Here is a 14947-nt window from a genome sequence, read left to right on the forward strand (position 1 = left end):
CGCAACGGGGAGAAGGCCCATGCCCAAGATCGACATCGACGCCGCCCCGCGCGGCGACGGCACGACCTATCCGGAGGAATTCGCCGGTCCCTGCAAGCCGCGCCGCCGCTGGCGGCTGGGCGATGCGGCGGGCCTGGACCAGTTCGGGGTCAACCTGCTGCGCCTGCCGGACGGGGCCTGGTCCAGCCAGCGTCACTGGCACGCGGCCGAGGACGAGTTCGTCATGGTGGTCGAGGGCGAGGTCGTCTTGATCGAGGACGACGGCGAGACGATCCTGCGCGCCGGCGACTGCGCGGGCTTCAAGGCCGGGGTCCCGAACGGCCACAAGATCGAGAACCGATCCGGCCGCGAGGCGGTTCTGCTGGAGGTCGGCACGCGCAGCCCGACCGTCACCGCCTGCGACTATCCCGATATCGACATGGTCCTGCCCGAGGGCGCGGACCGTTATTTCCACCGCGATGGTTCGCCCTATCCGAAATACCCCCGAAGAACGTGACCACAGAATCCATCGACGCCGGCTCTCCCACGCCGCCCGCTCCACCCCTCTCGTCGTCCGGGCCGCCGGAGGGGCCGTCCAGTCCCTGGGGCATTCGCGACTTCCGCCTGTTGTGGTTCGGCCGGGTGGTCGCCGTGCTGGCGATCCAGATCCAGTCCTCGGCCCTGTTGTGGCAGGTCTATGAGATCGCGCGGCGCGATCATCCGATCGAGGAGGCCAGCCTGTATCTGGGCCTGGTCGGCCTGTGTCAGTTCCTGCCGTTGTTGGCCTTCACCCTGCCGGCCGGCGCCATGGCCGACCGGCGCGACAGGAAGCGTACGGTGTGGATCTCCATCCTGGTCGAGGCGTCCTGCGCGGCCGCCTTCCTGGCTCTGGCCCTGCACGGGGCGCCGCCGCTGTGGGGGCTGTTGGCGGTGGCGGCCGTGTTCGGCGCTGCGCGGGCCTTCCTGGCGCCGGCCAGTCAGGCCTTCCTGCCCATGGTGGTGGGGCGCAAGGCCCTGCCGCCGGCCATCGCGGCCCAGTCCATCGCTTTCCAGACCGGCGCCATCGCCGGGCCGGCCCTGGGCGGGGTGATCGTCGGGGTCAATGTGCCCCTAGCCTATGCGGTCGCCCTAGGCATGTTCCTGCTGGCGATCGCGGCCTTCATCCTGATCCGCACCAGCGGCAAGCCGGCCCCCCAGGCCCATCCGCTGTCGCCGGTGGATTCCGTCAAGGAGGGTCTGGCCTATGTGTGGAAGACCAAGATCGTCCTGGGCGCCATATCGCTGGACCTGGTGGTGGTGCTGCTGGCCGGGGTGGCCCTGCTGACGCCGATCTTCGCGCGCGACATCCTGCATGTGGGACCGCAAGGCTTTGGCCTGCTGCGGGCCGCTTTCGGCGTCGGCGCCATGGGGATGGCCATCTATCTGAGCCGGTTCCCGATCCGGCGGAACGGGGGGCGGTGGATGTTCTCGGCCGTCGCGGTGTTCGGCCTGTGCACCCTGACCTTCGGCCTGTCCAAGATCGTCTGGCTGTCGGGACTGGCCCTGTTGATCGGCGGGGCGGCCGACATGATCAGCGTCAATGTGCGCCAGACCCTGATCCAGCTGGCCACGCCCGACCATATGCGCGGGCGGGTGTCGTCGGTGTCGATGCTGTTCATCGGCGCCTCGAACGAGCTGGGCGAGGCCTATTCCGGGGTCATGGTGCGGTTGCTGGGCGCCGTCGGGGCGGCGGTGTTCGGCGGGTTCGGCGCGCTGGCGGCCACGGGGGCGTGGTCGGCGATGTTCCCGGGGCTGAGGAAGGCGGACAAGCTGACGTGAGGCCATCGTCTCCTACCCGCCTTGCGGGGAGGGGGACCGCCGCGCCTCTTCGCGCGGGGGTGGAGGGGCTCTGGACGTCTCACGGGCGCTGGTGATGCGGTGAAGAACCCCTCCGTCACGGCGCTGAAGGAGCGCCGCGCCACCTCCCCACGAGTGGGGAGGAGACACTTCCCTCACCAGACCCGGAAATGCTTCGACAGCTTCAGGCCCTGGTTCTGGTAGTGGCTGCCGCTTTCGCCATACAGGCGGCTGGGGCGTTCGGTCAGGGGTTCGTAGACCAGGCGGGCGACGATCTGGCCGTGTTCCAGCAGGAACGGCGTGTCGTGGGTGCGGACCTCCAGGACGCCCTTCGATCCCGCGCCATGGGCCTCGTCGGTGCCGAAGCCGGGGTCGAAGAAGCCGGCGTAATGGACGCGGAACTCGCCCACCGACGGATCGATCGGCGTCATCTCGGCGGCCTGATCGACCGGGATCTCGACATCGTCGGAGGAGGCCAGGATGTAGAATTCGCCCGGGTCCAGCAGCAGTTCGCCGCGACGGAGCGACAGGGGCTCCCAGAAGTCGCGCGGGTCGTGGCCGGCGATATGGTCCAGGTCGACGACCCCGGCGTGGCGGCGGCCGCGGAAGCCGACGATGTCGCCGCCCTGCAGATCGACGCCGACCGAACGGGTCTCCAGCTTGGGCGGATCGCCGGCCTTCAGCCGCAGCTGGTTCAGCCGGGTGCCGGGGCGGACCAAGATGGAGAAGGTCTGGGGCGCGATCTCCAGATACAGGGGACCATCATAGCCTTCGGCTACATCGTCGAAACTGGCGCCCTGATCGGTCAGCAGGCGTACGAAGACGTCGACCCGACCCGTGGACGATTTTGGATTGGCGCGGGCGATCAGGCCCTGGGGCAGGTTCAGCCGTTCCTGCAGCCGCACGATATAGACGCAGCCCTTTTCCAGCACGACGCCGGCATCGGTGATCTCGATGGCGTGCATGGTGACGTCGGCGATCCGTTCTTCGACCTTGCGCCGACCGGGCAGGAAGGACGCGCGGACGCGCCAGGCCTGGTCCGACAGGCGCAGGTCCAGACTGGCGGGCTGGACCTGATCGGGATCGAACGGGGTGTCGGACGTGATGGCGCCCGTGGCGATCAGCGTCTCGATGGACTGGGCGGGCAGGATGCCGGGACGGGGCGCTTGGAAGGAGCTCATGGCGTCTGTCTCACACGGTTTTCACGACTTGTCTCCAAGTCGCGCTTGCAGCCCGCGCGCGGCGGGGCGAGCATATAGCCCATGCATGACGGACCTGCCTATACCGCCGAGACCAACGGCATACTGATCCGGGTGCGGCCCAGCTATCTGGCCGGCCAGTCCGATCCCGACGGCGGTCGCTGGGTCTGGGCCTATCAGATCGAGATCGTGAACCTGAGCGGATCGACGGTCCAACTGATGGCCCGGCGCTGGACCATCACCGACGGCCACGGCCATGTGGAAGAGGTGCGCGGCCCCGGCGTGGTCGGCGAACAGCCGGTGATCGAGCCGGGGGCCAGCTACGCCTATGCGTCCGGCTGTCCGCTGGGCACCGACAGCGGGTCGATGGCGGGCGCCTATTATATGATGGATGCGGACGGTCGCAGTTTCGAGGCGGAGATTCCGGCCTTTTCGCTGGATACGCCCGATGCGCGGCGGGTGTTGAACTAGGCGTTCTTCTTTCGTCATTCCGGGCGAAGCGCAGCGGAGACCCGGAACCCAGGGGCGCCGAAGGCGAAATCTGTAAGCCGCTGGATGCGGAAAGACCGACTCCGCAACAGGTTCGCGCTCTCGCGCGCCGCTGGGTTCCGGGTCTACGGGCCTAGCGGCCCTTCGCCCGGAATGACGATGGTGAAGGCGGATGGGGCTGCGTCAACCCGGATGAACCGCAGCCCCGCCCCCAGAGTCTCGCCGGTCGCTTGGGCGGCCGGCGAGGGGGAAGGCAGCTCCATAAGGAGCATCTGTGACGCGAGCATGACCCGCGCGAAGCGCCGCGCTCAAGCAGCGAGCGACCGCGTCGCGAGCGTAGCGCTCTTAGATGTAGCGACGCAGGCTGCGGGCCAGGTCCGAACCGCTTTCCTTGCCGCGACGAACCTGCGGCTGATAGGCGACGCGGGCGTGTTCGACGCAATAGACGCCTTCCGAGGCGCGACGGCCGCAGAAGCTGAACTCGCGCGAGGACGGGTCGCCGATCGGCCATTTGCACATGTGGGCGCCCAGGGTCATGACCGTGGCCGTGCCCGGCAGGTCCGGGATCGGCGCGGGCGCCGGGGCGGCCGGCTGGACCGGCTTGGGCTGGACGGCCTCCAGGCGACGCGGGGCCGAGGGCTGGGCCGCGGCGCCCTGGGTCGTCGCGGTCGGACGCGGGCGAGCGGTGCGGAAGGTCGTGGCGGCGGTGCGCGCCGGCTGCGACGGGGCGGCCCGGCCGGACAGGCCCAGACGGTGCACCTTGCCGATCACGGCGTTGCGGGTGACCCCGCCGCCCAGTTGTTTGGCGATCTGGCTCGCGGACTGGCCCTCGAGCCAGAGCTTCTTCAGCGCGCCTACGCGGTCGTCGGTCCAGCCTGCGGTCATGCCACCCTCCAGCGAGTTTGGATTCAATATCTAGGTCCAGGCTCCCCCTCCGGGGTCTTGACCTACAACTAATCGTAAACCAGCCGTTAAGGGACGCAAGATGTGCGAATCATCCTGTCCACAGAAACCAGATATTGAATCATCGTTAAGGTTAAGGCGGGTTCGAGTGGCGAGTGGCGAGTGGCGAGTGGCGACGGCGCGGCCTGTCCCTCGATCTCGGCGTCTCTTTCTCGTCACTCGCCACTAACCACTCGCCACTCCCTTGCGCGGCAAGGCTTCAAAGCGCATCTGGCGGCGCATGACCGAGACGCCCGACCTGATCTCCACCCGCCCCTCCGGCCTGCCGCAGCCGCGGCGCTATCCGGGGATCAACTGGATAGGGGTTCAGACCCTTTATCTTCGCGAGGTGCGGCGGTTCTGGAAGGTGGGGGCGCAGACGGTGGCGGCGCCGGTGGTGACGACGCTGCTTTATATGCTGGTCTTCGTGGTCGCGCTGCAGGACGCGCGGCCGCCGCTGCACGGCACGCCTTTCGCCCTGTTCGTAGCGCCCGGCCTGATCATGATGGCGGTGCTGAACAACGCCTTCGCCAACGCCTCCTCCAGCCTGATCCAGGCCAAGATCATGGGCACGGCCACTGATTTCCTGACCCCGCCTCTGAGCCCGCTGGAGCTGACCCTGGGCTTCACCCTGGGGGCGGCGACGCGCGGGGCGGTCGTCGGTCTGGTCACGGCGCTTTGCGTCCTGCCCTTCGCGCCCCTGGGCGTGGCCAATATCCTGGCCATCGTCTGGTTCGCCCTGGCGGCCAGCTTCATCATGGGCATGACCGGGGTGCTAGCCGGGCTGTGGAGCGAGAAGTTCGACCATCTGGCCGCGGTCCAGAACTTCATCGTCATGCCGATGACCTTCCTGTCCGGCACCTTCTATCTGGTCGACAATCTGCCCGAGCCGTTCCGCTCGATCAGCCACTACAACCCCTTCTTCTATCTGATCGACGGCTTCCGCTACGGCTTCATCGGCCATGCGGAGAGCAATCTGGCGATCGGGGTCGCGGGGTCGGCGGTGCTGATGGTCGTTATGGGAACGGTCTGCTGGCTGGTGTTCCGGTCGGGCTGGCGTCTGAAGAGCTAGACGGCTAACTCTGGCGGATCGTCCTGGGGAGGTCCGCCATGTTGTTCCGTTCGCTTGTCGCCGTTGCGGCCCTGTTCGCCGCCTCGCCCGCCCTGGCTCACGAGCCCGGCGCCGCGATCCAGACGGCCGCAGCCGCCTATGTCCGGCCGTCGAACGCCGAGCGTCTGGCCGTCATCGTCGATCAGCTGACGGCCGCCGGCCTGCCGCACGAAATCCAGACCTTCGAGGGCGGCAATCAACGCTCTGGGCCAATGGCCGGGTCGAACGTCGTCGTCACCCTGGGCGATGGACCCAGGGATATCGTCCTGACCGCCCATTATGACGCGGTGAAGCTGAGCGACGGGTCGATGTCGCAAGGCGTCGTGGACAACGCCGGCTCGGTCCTGGCCATGATCGAAGCGATGAAGACGCTGAAGGGGCAGGCGACGGATCATCGGTTGATCTTCGTCCTGACCGACCAGGAGGAGCTGGGCCTGATCGGCGCCAAGGCCTGGCTGGCCGCCCACGACAAGTCGCGCATCCACGCCGTGATCAACGCCGACGTCGCCGCCTATGGCCGCACCGTCATGTATGGTGAGAACAACGGCGGCCAGTCGGGCTTCGTCCTCGGCGCCCTGCGTGCGCAGTGCGCCGAACAGGCCGTCGACTGCGTCGCCTTCCCGATCTATCCGCCCAGCGACGACCGCGTCTTCTCGGCCGCCGGCGTGCCCGTGGTCTCGCTGGGAACCCAGGACGCCGTCGGGGCGCACCAGATGTGGCTGGCCTTCAACGGCGGCGAGGACAACGGCCTGAAGGAAGGCTTCGTCCCGCCGGTCTTCCAGCGCATCCATTCCAAGGAAGATAAGCTGTCCTATCTGAACGGCGACGACGTGGCCCGCTTCGGCCGCTTCATCGTCGACCTGACCCTACGGCTGGACCGGACGGCGGCGGAGCAGTGAAAGCCCTTGGCGCTGGTGTTGACTAACACCGTCACTCATCCGACAACCCCTGTCCCTGTGAAATCCGGCTCCGTCGCCCCTGCGCCGGGGCCGTCTCGCTTTTGGAGGTCTTAGTCCGTGTCCACGAACCATCTGATGGGTGTCTACAATCGCGCGCCGCTGGAAGTGGAACGCGGCCGAGGCGCTCGCCTGTGGTCGACCGACGGGACCGAGTATCTGGACTGCGTCGCCGGCATCTCGACCAACGGCCTGGGCCACGCCCATCCCGAACTGGTCCAGGCGGTCAAGGACCAGGCCGAGAAGCTGTGGCACGTGTCCAACATCTTCCGTATTCCGGGCCAGGAAGCCCTGGCCGACGCCCTGTGCGACAGCAGTTTCGCCGACGTGGTCTTCTTCACCAACTCGGGCACCGAAGCGGTCGAGTGCGCGCTGAAGACGGCGCGCAAATATCATTCGGCTAACGGCGCGCCCGAGCGGATCGACATCTATGGCTTCGACGGCTCGTTCCACGGCCGGACCTATGGGGCGATCAACGCCGCCGCCAACCCCAGCTATACCGACGGCTTCGGCCCGGCGATGCAGGGCTTCCACCAGCTGAAATGGGGCGATCACGAGGCCATCAAGGCCGCCGTCGCCAACCCGACGACCGCCGCCATCATCGTCGAGCCGGTCCAGGGCGAGGGCGGCTGCCGCGCCATGCCGGAACAGTGCCTGCGCGGCCTGCGCGACCTGTGCGACGAACACGGCGTGCTGATCATCTTCGACGAGGTCCAGTGCGGCATGGGCCGCAGCGGCAAGCTGTGGGCCCACGAATGGGCCGGCATGTCGCCCGACATCATGGCGGTGGCCAAGGCCCTGGGCGGCGGCTTCCCTATCGGCGCCTGTCTGGCCACGGCCCGGGCGGCGTCGGGCATGACAGTGGGCGTCCACGGCTCGACCTTCGGCGGCAACCCCCTGGCCATGGCCGTGGGCGGCAAGGCGCTGAGCCTGATCAACACGCCGGAACTGCTGGCCAACGTCAACGACATCGCCGGCTATCTGAAGCAGCAGCTGGCCGGGCTTCAGTCCCGCTTCCCCGACATCATCGTCGATGTACGCGGCAAGGGGCTGCTGATCGGGGTCAAGCTGATCCCGAACAATCGCGAGTTCATGGCCCTGGCGCGCGATACGCAGCAGCTGCTGGTCGCCGGCGGCGGCGACAATTGCGTGCGCCTGTTGCCGCCGCTGAACCTGACCCTGGACGAGGCCCGCGAACTGATCGCCCGGTTCGAGGCCGCCTGCGAAGTCGCCCGCGAGAAGCTGGCGGCCTGACCTTCAGCCCCGCGTTTCGCGGGGTTTGAGCGGAGTAGAGAATGACCCGCCACTTCCTCGACATCCATCAGCTGTCCGCGGCCGACCTGCGCGGCATCCTGGACGACGCCCACGCCCGCAAGGCCGCCCGCAAGGGCTGGCCCCAGGGGCGCGCCGACGCCGATGCGCCGGGTCGGGACCGCGTTCTGGCTATGATCTTCGAGAAGAATTCGACCCGCACCCGCTTCAGCTTCGACGCGGCGATCCGCCAGCTGGGCGGCTCGGCCATCATCGCCACCGCGTCCGACATGCAGCTGGGGCGAGGCGAACCGGTCGAGGACACCGCCCGTGTCCTGTCGCGGATGGTCGATGCGGTGATGATCCGAGCCAATGATCACGAGGACGTCGAACGCTTCGCCCGCGTCTCGACCGTGCCGGTGATCAACGGCCTGACCGACCGGTCGCACCCGTGCCAGATCCTGGCCGACCTCCAGACGATCGAGGAACATTCCGGCCCGGTCGCGGGCAAGACCATCGCCTGGGTCGGCGACGGCAACAATGTCTGCCACAGCTTCATGCACGCCGCGCCCAAGTTCGGCTTCCACCTGAACGTGGCCTGCCCGGCCGAATATCATCCGGACCTGCGCGACCTCGCCAAGGGCGGGGACGCCGTCACCCTGACCAGCGATCCTCGCGAGGCGGCGGCCGGCGCCGACGTGATCGTCACCGACACCTGGGTGTCGATGGGCGATCAGGACTACGAGGCGCGGTTGGCGGCCTTCGAACATTATGCGGTCGACGAGGCCCTGATGGACCTGGCCGATCCGAACGCCGTCTTCCTGCACTGCCTGCCGGCCCACCGGGGCGAGGAAGTCACCGACGCGGTCATCGACGGGCCGAAATCCCTGGTCTGGGACGAGGCCGAAAACCGTATCCACGCCCAGAAGGCGGTCCTGGCCTGGTGTTTCGCAGGCTGACCCTTGCCGAAGTTTCACTAGGCGACCGCCGTTCCACGGCATAGCGTTCGACCGCTGGATGAGGCGGGAGGATGACGATGCGAACGACCCTTCTGGCGGCCGCCTTGGCCGTCTTCTGTCTTCTGCCCGCGGCGACGCATGCTCAGCGGGTCGGCGCTTCTTCCCTTGCTGAGGCGGTCGATAGCGTCATGCGCGACACCGGCGCGCGGGGAATCGCCGTCGCCGTGGTCGAGGACGGGAAGGTCGTGGATGTGCAGGCGCACGGCGACCGCAACGCCGCAGGCGACCCGCTGACGACCGACACCGTCATGTATGCGGCCAGCCTGACTAAGACAGCCTTCGCCTATATGGTGCTGCAGCTGGTGGACGAGGGCGTGATCGACCTGGACCGCTCCATCGCCGACTATCTGCCGCGTCCGTTGACCGACTACGGCAGCGACGAGATCGAGGATCGTTACGCCCGCTACAGCGATCTGGCCGGCGATGAGCGCTGGCGGATGCTGACGCCGCGTATCCTGCTGACCCACCGCTCGGGCTTCGCCAATTTCGGCTTCCTGGAGCCGGACGGAAAGCTGCGGTTCCATTTCGATCCCGGCGCCCGCTACGGCTATTCCGGCGACGGGATCATCCTGTTGCAGTTCGTGCTGGAGGAGGGGCTCGGACTGGATGTCGGGGCGGAGATGCAGCGGCGGGTGTTCGACCGGTTCGGCATGACCCGAACGTCGATGATGTGGCGGCCCGATTTCGCGGAAAATCTGGCGGACGGCTGGACGATCGATGGCGAGGTCATGCCCCACGACGAACGCTCCAAGACCCGGGCGGCCGGTTCGATGGACACCACCATCTCCGACATGGCGCGACTGGCGGCGGGCGTGGCGCGCGGAGAGGGCCTGTCAGCCGCGTCTCAGGCCGAGCGGGTGCGCGCCCAGGCGCCGATCACCACGCGTTCGCAGTTCCCCACGCTGCAGCCTGAACTGCCGGAGGCCGAGCAGCGATCGGGGCTGGCCGCCGCGCTCGGCGTCATTCGCTTCGAGGGGCCGCAAGGGCCGGGTGTCTTCAAGGGGGGTCACAACGATTTCGTCGGCAATACCTGGGTGTGCGTGGAACAGGGACGCCGCTGCGTCGTCATCCTGGCCGACGATGTCCGCGCCGAGTCCGGATTCCCGCGCATCGTTCGCGCCGTGCTGGGGGAAACCGGCGTCCCGTGGAGCTGGGAATATGGCGACATGAAAATGCTGCCCTGACCCGAGCGGCGGCGGGGCGCCGGGCGCCGACCTATTCCAGGTTCACGTTGGATACGCCGCCGGCGTCGGGCGTGGACCGGGTCAGATTGGCCTTGAGCACCTCATAGCCGAAGCCCAGGGCGCCCTTGTCCGATACCCAGACGCGGCCGTCGTCGCCGTCGAAGCGGACGAGGGTGAGATGGGGGTCGTCCTTGCCGTCCGGATACCAGGCGGCGACGACGGGGTTCCAGTAGCGGTCGATCCGCTCGCGGTCCTGGTCGATCGACAGTTCGCCGTGGATACAGGCCTGCACCTTCTGGTCCTTGGACTGGTAGCAGAACATGCCGGGCTCGCCGCCCATGGCGACGTCGCGGGCGAAGTCCGTATCGTCGCGGGTGAAGAACCAGATGGTCCCCGTCTCGGGCTCGCCGAAGCCGGTCATCGGCTGGTGGTGATAGCCGGGTTGGTCGATGCCCAGCATGCCGGTGTTGGAGTCCTTCAGGCTCTCCCAGAATCGTTCTTCAGCTTCGGCGGCGGTCAGTTGGTCAGTCATCGCGTTCTCCTGAGTGGCGTGCGGAATCAACCGACGACCCCGGATCGGGTTCCTACATCGCCGGTCCGGTCACCCCGGCCCCTGGACCCAGGGCGGGCGCTCGGCGCCGAACAGGGTCACCAGGTGAATCAGCAACAGCATGACCAGGGCGGCGGCCCCCAGCATGATGAAGCGCCAGGGCACCATTCTCGGTCCCTTGAACGGGTCCGGCGGCCGCGCACCGCGCCATCCGGAAAAGACCATGACCGCCAATGCGGCGCCCAGCAGGATCAGGGTTTCGGTCAGGGTCATGGGCCGCAGGTGGCCCAGGCGCGGCCGGGGCGCAAGCCGAACCTGTCGCCGGACCCGCATCCGGCCGCTATGCCGCGCGTTCCGCGTCCGGACGTCTCTCTTCGAAGGAGATGTCCACAGGCTGGAGAGTCGCCGCAACATCTAGCGGTTAACCACACGTTTACACCCTCGATATTGGCGCTATAGCCTGCATGCCATGGGTCGGGAGCCGAATCAGTGAGCGCAGCGGCGCCTTGGAGCGTTAAGGGTATTGATCCGAAGGCCCGCGAGGTCGCCAAGGATCTTGCGCGTCGCTCGGGCATGACGCTCGGCGAATGGCTCAACTCCATGATCATGGACGACGAGGAAGAGGGTTACGCCACCCTGCCGCGTCGCTCGCCCGGTCCCGAGGCTTATGAACGCCGGAGCCGCGCCCGCCGGCTCGACGACGCCTATGACACCACGGACGAAGGCTGGCAGCGGATCAGCGCCTCCATCGACGCCATCGCCGCCCGGCTGGAAGCCGCCGAGCGCCGCTCGACCGTCGCCATCCAGGGGGTGGACCAGGCCGTGTCGGGGCTGGTGCGTCGCCTTGACGGCCAGGACGCCCAGACCAAGGGCCACGCCCGCCGCATCGACGACATCGCCGAGGAGCTGCGCGAGGGTCATCGCCGCCTCCGCACCTTCGAACGCGACACCGGCCCCCAGGTGCAGGAGAGTTTCGGCAAGGTCGAGCAGTCGATCGGCGCCCTGGCCGGACGTCTCTATGACATCGAGGAACGCCAACGGGCCGGCGTCATGGATCTGCGTCAGCGGATGGAGGCGGTCGAGAAGGCCGCCGGTCCCGGCGTCGGCACGGATCTGCTGGCCCAGGTCGGGGCGCGTCTCGATCAGGCCCAGAGCCGGACCACCGAGGCGCTTCGGACCCTCGAACGCTCCTTCGCCGAGCTCGACCAGCGGATGCGCGCCGCCGAGGGGCGTGTCGAGCCGGAGGGCGCGCGCGACGCGGCCCGGTTCGAAAAGCTGGCCGAGACCCTGTCGCGCCAGATCGAGTTCAACCGCGCCGAGATGATGCAGCGTCTCGACGCCGCCGAGACCGGTGCGCGCCTGGAACGGATCGAACGCGCGGTTCAGAGCGTCGGCGACGAGCTGAAGGTGTCCGAACAGAAGGGCGCGCAAGGCCTGGAGGCCATGGGCCGCGAGGTCCTGAAGATCGCGCAGAACCTGAATGCCCGGATGCAGACGGTCGAGCGGGAGGCCGTCAGCCGCGCCGAGGCCATCACCCGCAGCGTCACCGATCTGGTGGGGCGCAAGGTCGAAGCCGATCTGTCGCGTCACGCCGCCCGTCTGGACCAGGACTTCACCCGCCACGTCGATCGCGTCGATCAGCGCCTGACCGCCAGCGACGACCGCCATGCCCTGGCGCTCGAAAAACTGGGCGGCGAGATCACCCGGATCTCGGATCAACTGAGCGACCGCATCGCCCAGTCGGAGCGCCGTTCGCAGCAAGCCCTGGACGATATCGCCCGCCGCCTGTCCGAAAGCTCCGAGAAGATCGAGCAGCGCTACGACCGCGCCTCGGGCGAGCTGGCCGAACGCATGCGGATGAGCGAGGAGCGCACCGCGCGCCTGCTGGCCGAGGCGCGCGAGAGCATCGATACGCGTCGGACATCCGAACCTCGCGATGATCGGTCGCTGGATATTCCGGAAATCGAGCGGTCCGAACTCTCGCCTCGCGCTGTCGCCGAACGCGCCGGCTCGGCCAGGGTATCCGCCTCTGTCGAGAGCGACTGGCGCGCCACGGTCTTCCCCGAGGATTCCTTCGACGCGGAGGACGACTGGTCTGTCGATCCGGTGTCGCCCGACGCCGCCATGGCCGCGCCCTTCCCGTCGTCGTCGACGATGGCCGCCGTGTCGGAGCCTGTGTCGCCCGAGCCCGAGCCGGAGCTCGAATCCGCGCCCGTGACGGCCGCGCCGGCCGAGAGCGAACCCGTCATCCAGCCTTTCGGCGGTTTCGGCGGCGCCGATGTCGAGGACGCGCTGGAAGCCACCGCCGCCACTGGTTTTTCGACGCGTTCGTCGCCCCGAAACAGCCCCGAGCCGTCCACAGGGGCCGAGGGCGACGAGGAGTTCGGCGGCGAGACCGAGTTTGTCGATCCCCGCCGTATGCGCGCCAGCATGGGCGCCGCCGCGGCGGCCGGCCGCGCCGCATCGACCCGCAGCACCATCGACGCCGCGCGGGCTGTCATGACGACTCCGGTCGCGCCGGAGGCGGCGCCCCGCCAGGGCTTCGGTCTGATGCCCAAGCGCGGGGGCAAGTCCAAGCTGCAGGAGCGGCTGGACAAGCAGGCGGCCAAGGACGGGTCCACCGTCAAGAAGGCCTTTCTGGCCTCGGTGACGGCCGTGGCCCTAACCGGCGGGGCCTATGCCTCACTGACCCTGGCGGACGGTTCGGGACTGTCCGAGATCGACCTGCCGGGCCTGCCAGGCCTGCCGCGCTCGAGCGCGGCGCCGACCGTTCCCGACAGCACGCCGATCGCCATGGCGGTCACCCCCGCCGACGCCGTGCCGACGAGCGACGCGGGCGCCGAGGCCTTCGAACGGGCCCTGACCCGGATCGACAGCGGCGACATGGAGGGTGTCGAAGACCTGAAGCGCGCAGCCAATCTGGGCTATGGCCCGGCGCAGACCCATCTGGGCCAGCTCTATCTGACCGGCGCGAACGGGGTTTCCGCCAATCCGGTCGAAAGCCGCCAATGGGGACGTCGCGCGGCTGAGTCCGGCGATCCCGGCGGCATGCATCTGTACGGCATGCAGCTGTATGAAGGCGACGGCGGAGCGGTCAATCAGGCCGAAGGCCTGATCTGGCTGCTCAGGGCCGCCGAACACGGCCTGACCGACAGTCAGTACAATGTCGCCCGGATTTACGAGACCGGCGCCCAGGGCGTTGCGAAGAATCCGACCGAAGCCCTGAAATGGTACATGATCGCGGCCCGTGGCGGCGACAGCGAGGCCCAGTCGGCCGTCAGTCGTCTTCGCCCGGCCGCCAGCGCCACCGCCCAGCGCGCCGCGCGCACCGCCGCCGACGCCTTCGTGGCGCAGCAGGCGAAAACGCGCGGCTAGACGGCGAGCCAAACCCTTCGCGCATGGGTGGCGGCGCGCCGCCCTCGCCGCTAAAGAACACCCGTCGCCGTTCGGCGCCTCCCTTTCCGCTCCAGCCGAAGGCGCGTCCTTTGGACATCTATCTGCCGATCGCCGAGGTTTCGGTGAACTGGCCGACCCTGGTGATCCTGGGGGCGGTGGTCGGGTTCGTGTCCGGCCTGTTCGGCATCGGCGGAGGCTTCCTGATGGCCCCGATCCTGGTCTTTCTGGGCATTCCCCCGACCGTGGCCGTGGCCAGCCAGGCCAGCCACGTCGTGGCCTCCTCGACCTCGGGCGTCATCCGCTACGCCGGCCAGGGCGCGGTCGATTTCAAGATCGGCCTGGTCATGGCCGGCGGCGGCGCCGTCGGCGCGTTGGCGGGCGTCGAACTGTTTCGTTACCTGCGGCTTCTGGGCCAGGCCGACCTCGTTGTGGCGCTTTCCTACCTCGTCTTTCTCGGCGTCATCGGCGCCCTGATGCTGAACGAGAGCCTAACCGAAATCTTGCATCGCCGACGCGGCGTGACCGCACCGCGCAAGGAGCGCAGACGGCCCATGTGGCTGTACGCCCTGCCGCTGAAGATGAAGTTCCCAAAATCGGGTCTCTATATCAGCGCCTTGCCGCCGTTCGGCCTGGGCGTCTTCGCCGGGGTTCTGTCCGCCATCATGGGTGTCGGCGGGGGCTTCATCCTGGTCCCGGCCATGCTTTATGTGCTGCGGATGCGGGCCGGCGCCGTGGTCGGCACCAGCCTGTTCCAGATCATCATCACCACGGCCATCACCACCGTGCTCCAGGCCGGTCGCAACCAGACGGTCGATATCGTCCTGTCCACCATACTGCTGCTGGGCGGGGTGGTCGGCGCCCAGATCGGCGCGCGTTTCGCCGGTCGGTTCCGGGCCGAGGAGCTGCGAGCCGCCCTGGGCCTGATCGTGCTTCTGGTCGGGATCCAGATGGGGCTGGAGCTGTTCGTCCGGCCCAGCGACATCTTCCTGCTCGCGCCGGGGATTTCCGACTGATGCAGGCGCTTCCTCCACCCCC

The 14947-nt window shown here is 68.2% G+C and carries 14 protein-coding genes; 10 read left to right on the forward strand and 4 right to left on the reverse strand.

Annotation, left to right across the window (positions count from 1 at the left end; translation table 11 throughout):
- The first annotated feature begins 19 nt into the window (after positions 1-19).
- The gene (locus tag H2037_RS13125) at positions 20-496 is read left to right on the forward strand and encodes a cupin domain-containing protein (protein ID WP_292122788.1); all 477 of its coding nucleotides are present in this window, start codon (positions 20-22) and stop codon (positions 494-496) included.
- Entirely contained in the window at positions 493-1797 is a 1305-nt protein-coding gene (locus tag H2037_RS13130; protein WP_292122790.1) for an MFS transporter, read from the forward strand. Before H2037_RS13125 ends, H2037_RS13130 begins: the two co-directional genes overlap by 4 nt.
- A 173-nt stretch (positions 1798-1970) precedes the next feature.
- Here H2037_RS13130 and H2037_RS13135 read toward each other — a convergent pair whose 3' ends face one another.
- Positions 1971-2996 carry a 2'-deoxycytidine 5'-triphosphate deaminase gene (locus H2037_RS13135; RefSeq protein ID WP_292122793.1) on the reverse strand — a complete coding sequence of 342 codons (1026 nt, stop codon included), beginning with the start codon at positions 2994-2996 and terminating at the stop codon, positions 1971-1973.
- A gap of 81 nt (positions 2997-3077) precedes the next feature.
- Here H2037_RS13135 and apaG point away from each other — a divergent pair, with 81 nt between their 5' ends.
- On the forward strand, positions 3078-3485 hold the full coding sequence (gene apaG / locus H2037_RS13140) for a Co2+/Mg2+ efflux protein ApaG (protein WP_292122796.1): 408 nt from the start codon (positions 3078-3080) through the stop codon (positions 3483-3485).
- 363 nt (positions 3486-3848) lie between these two features.
- On the opposite strand, the gene H2037_RS13145 is transcribed toward apaG, so the two are convergent.
- Positions 3849-4388, reverse strand: coding sequence for a GcrA family cell cycle regulator (locus H2037_RS13145; RefSeq protein ID WP_292122799.1), 540 nt, complete (start codon positions 4386-4388; stop codon positions 3849-3851).
- A 298-nt stretch (positions 4389-4686) separates the two neighbouring features.
- Between H2037_RS13145 and H2037_RS13150 the strand changes: the two genes are divergently transcribed.
- The 5 genes from H2037_RS13150 to H2037_RS13170 all read left to right on the forward strand — a co-directional run bounded on the left by H2037_RS13150 (position 4687) and on the right by H2037_RS13170 (position 9966).
- Entirely contained in the window at positions 4687-5517 is an 831-nt protein-coding gene (locus tag H2037_RS13150; RefSeq protein WP_292122802.1) for an ABC transporter permease, read from the forward strand.
- Positions 5518-5555: 38 nt separating this feature from the next.
- Entirely contained in the window at positions 5556-6455 is a 900-nt protein-coding gene (locus H2037_RS13155; RefSeq protein WP_292122805.1) for a M20/M25/M40 family metallo-hydrolase, read from the forward strand.
- Positions 6456-6572: 117 nt separating this feature from the next.
- Positions 6573-7766, forward strand: a complete 1194-nt coding sequence (locus tag H2037_RS13160) for an aspartate aminotransferase family protein (protein ID WP_292122808.1) — start codon at positions 6573-6575, stop codon at positions 7764-7766.
- 41 nt (positions 7767-7807) lie between these two features.
- Complete coding sequence (argF, locus tag H2037_RS13165) at positions 7808-8722, forward strand: ornithine carbamoyltransferase (protein ID WP_292122811.1); 915 nt, start codon at positions 7808-7810, stop codon at positions 8720-8722.
- A 77-nt stretch (positions 8723-8799) separates the two neighbouring features.
- On the forward strand, positions 8800-9966 hold the full coding sequence (locus H2037_RS13170; RefSeq protein ID WP_292122814.1) for a serine hydrolase domain-containing protein: 1167 nt from the start codon (positions 8800-8802) through the stop codon (positions 9964-9966).
- 31 nt (positions 9967-9997) lie between these two features.
- Here H2037_RS13170 and H2037_RS13175 read toward each other — a convergent pair whose 3' ends face one another.
- Together H2037_RS13175 and H2037_RS13180 are read right to left on the reverse strand one after the other, a co-directional pair.
- Positions 9998-10498, reverse strand: a complete 501-nt coding sequence (locus H2037_RS13175; RefSeq protein WP_292122817.1) for a pyridoxamine 5'-phosphate oxidase family protein — start codon at positions 10496-10498, stop codon at positions 9998-10000.
- 69 nt (positions 10499-10567) lie between these two features.
- Complete coding sequence (locus tag H2037_RS13180) at positions 10568-10789, reverse strand: hypothetical protein (protein ID WP_292122819.1); 222 nt, start codon at positions 10787-10789, stop codon at positions 10568-10570.
- 216 nt (positions 10790-11005) lie between these two features.
- On the opposite strand from H2037_RS13180, the gene H2037_RS13185 reads away from it, so the two are divergent.
- Positions 11006-13891, forward strand: a complete 2886-nt coding sequence (locus H2037_RS13185) for a hypothetical protein (RefSeq protein WP_292122822.1) — start codon at positions 11006-11008, stop codon at positions 13889-13891.
- A 110-nt stretch (positions 13892-14001) separates the two neighbouring features.
- The gene (locus tag H2037_RS13190; protein ID WP_292122825.1) at positions 14002-14925 is read left to right on the forward strand and encodes a sulfite exporter TauE/SafE family protein; all 924 of its coding nucleotides are present in this window, start codon (positions 14002-14004) and stop codon (positions 14923-14925) included.
- The last annotated feature ends 22 nt before the right edge of the window (positions 14926-14947 follow it).

Origin of the sequence: Brevundimonas sp., from assembly GCF_013912065.1 — a bacterium.
Taxonomy (GTDB): Bacteria; Pseudomonadota; Alphaproteobacteria; order Caulobacterales; family Caulobacteraceae; genus Brevundimonas.

What these genes read in the sequence shown, in the direction of transcription:
- H2037_RS13145 (WP_292122799.1), bottom strand. Translation starts at nt 4,388, where the DNA reads ATGACCGCAGGCTGGACCGACGACCGCGTAGGCGCGCTGAAGAAGCTC.
- H2037_RS13125 (WP_292122788.1), top strand. Translation starts at nt 20, where the DNA reads ATGCCCAAGATCGACATCGACGCCGCCCCGCGCGGCGACGGCACGACC.
- H2037_RS13135 (WP_292122793.1), bottom strand. Translation starts at nt 2,996, where the DNA reads ATGAGCTCCTTCCAAGCGCCCCGTCCCGGCATCCTGCCCGCCCAGTCC.
- argF (WP_292122811.1), top strand. Translation starts at nt 7,808, where the DNA reads ATGACCCGCCACTTCCTCGACATCCATCAGCTGTCCGCGGCCGACCTG.
- H2037_RS13170 (WP_292122814.1), top strand. Translation starts at nt 8,800, where the DNA reads ATGCGAACGACCCTTCTGGCGGCCGCCTTGGCCGTCTTCTGTCTTCTG.
- H2037_RS13175 (WP_292122817.1), bottom strand. Translation starts at nt 10,498, where the DNA reads ATGACTGACCAACTGACCGCCGCCGAAGCTGAAGAACGATTCTGGGAG.
- H2037_RS13150 (WP_292122802.1), top strand. Translation starts at nt 4,687, where the DNA reads ATGACCGAGACGCCCGACCTGATCTCCACCCGCCCCTCCGGCCTGCCG.
- apaG (WP_292122796.1), top strand. Translation starts at nt 3,078, where the DNA reads ATGCATGACGGACCTGCCTATACCGCCGAGACCAACGGCATACTGATC.
- H2037_RS13155 (WP_292122805.1), top strand. Translation starts at nt 5,556, where the DNA reads ATGTTGTTCCGTTCGCTTGTCGCCGTTGCGGCCCTGTTCGCCGCCTCG.
- H2037_RS13180 (WP_292122819.1), bottom strand. Translation starts at nt 10,789, where the DNA reads ATGACCCTGACCGAAACCCTGATCCTGCTGGGCGCCGCATTGGCGGTC.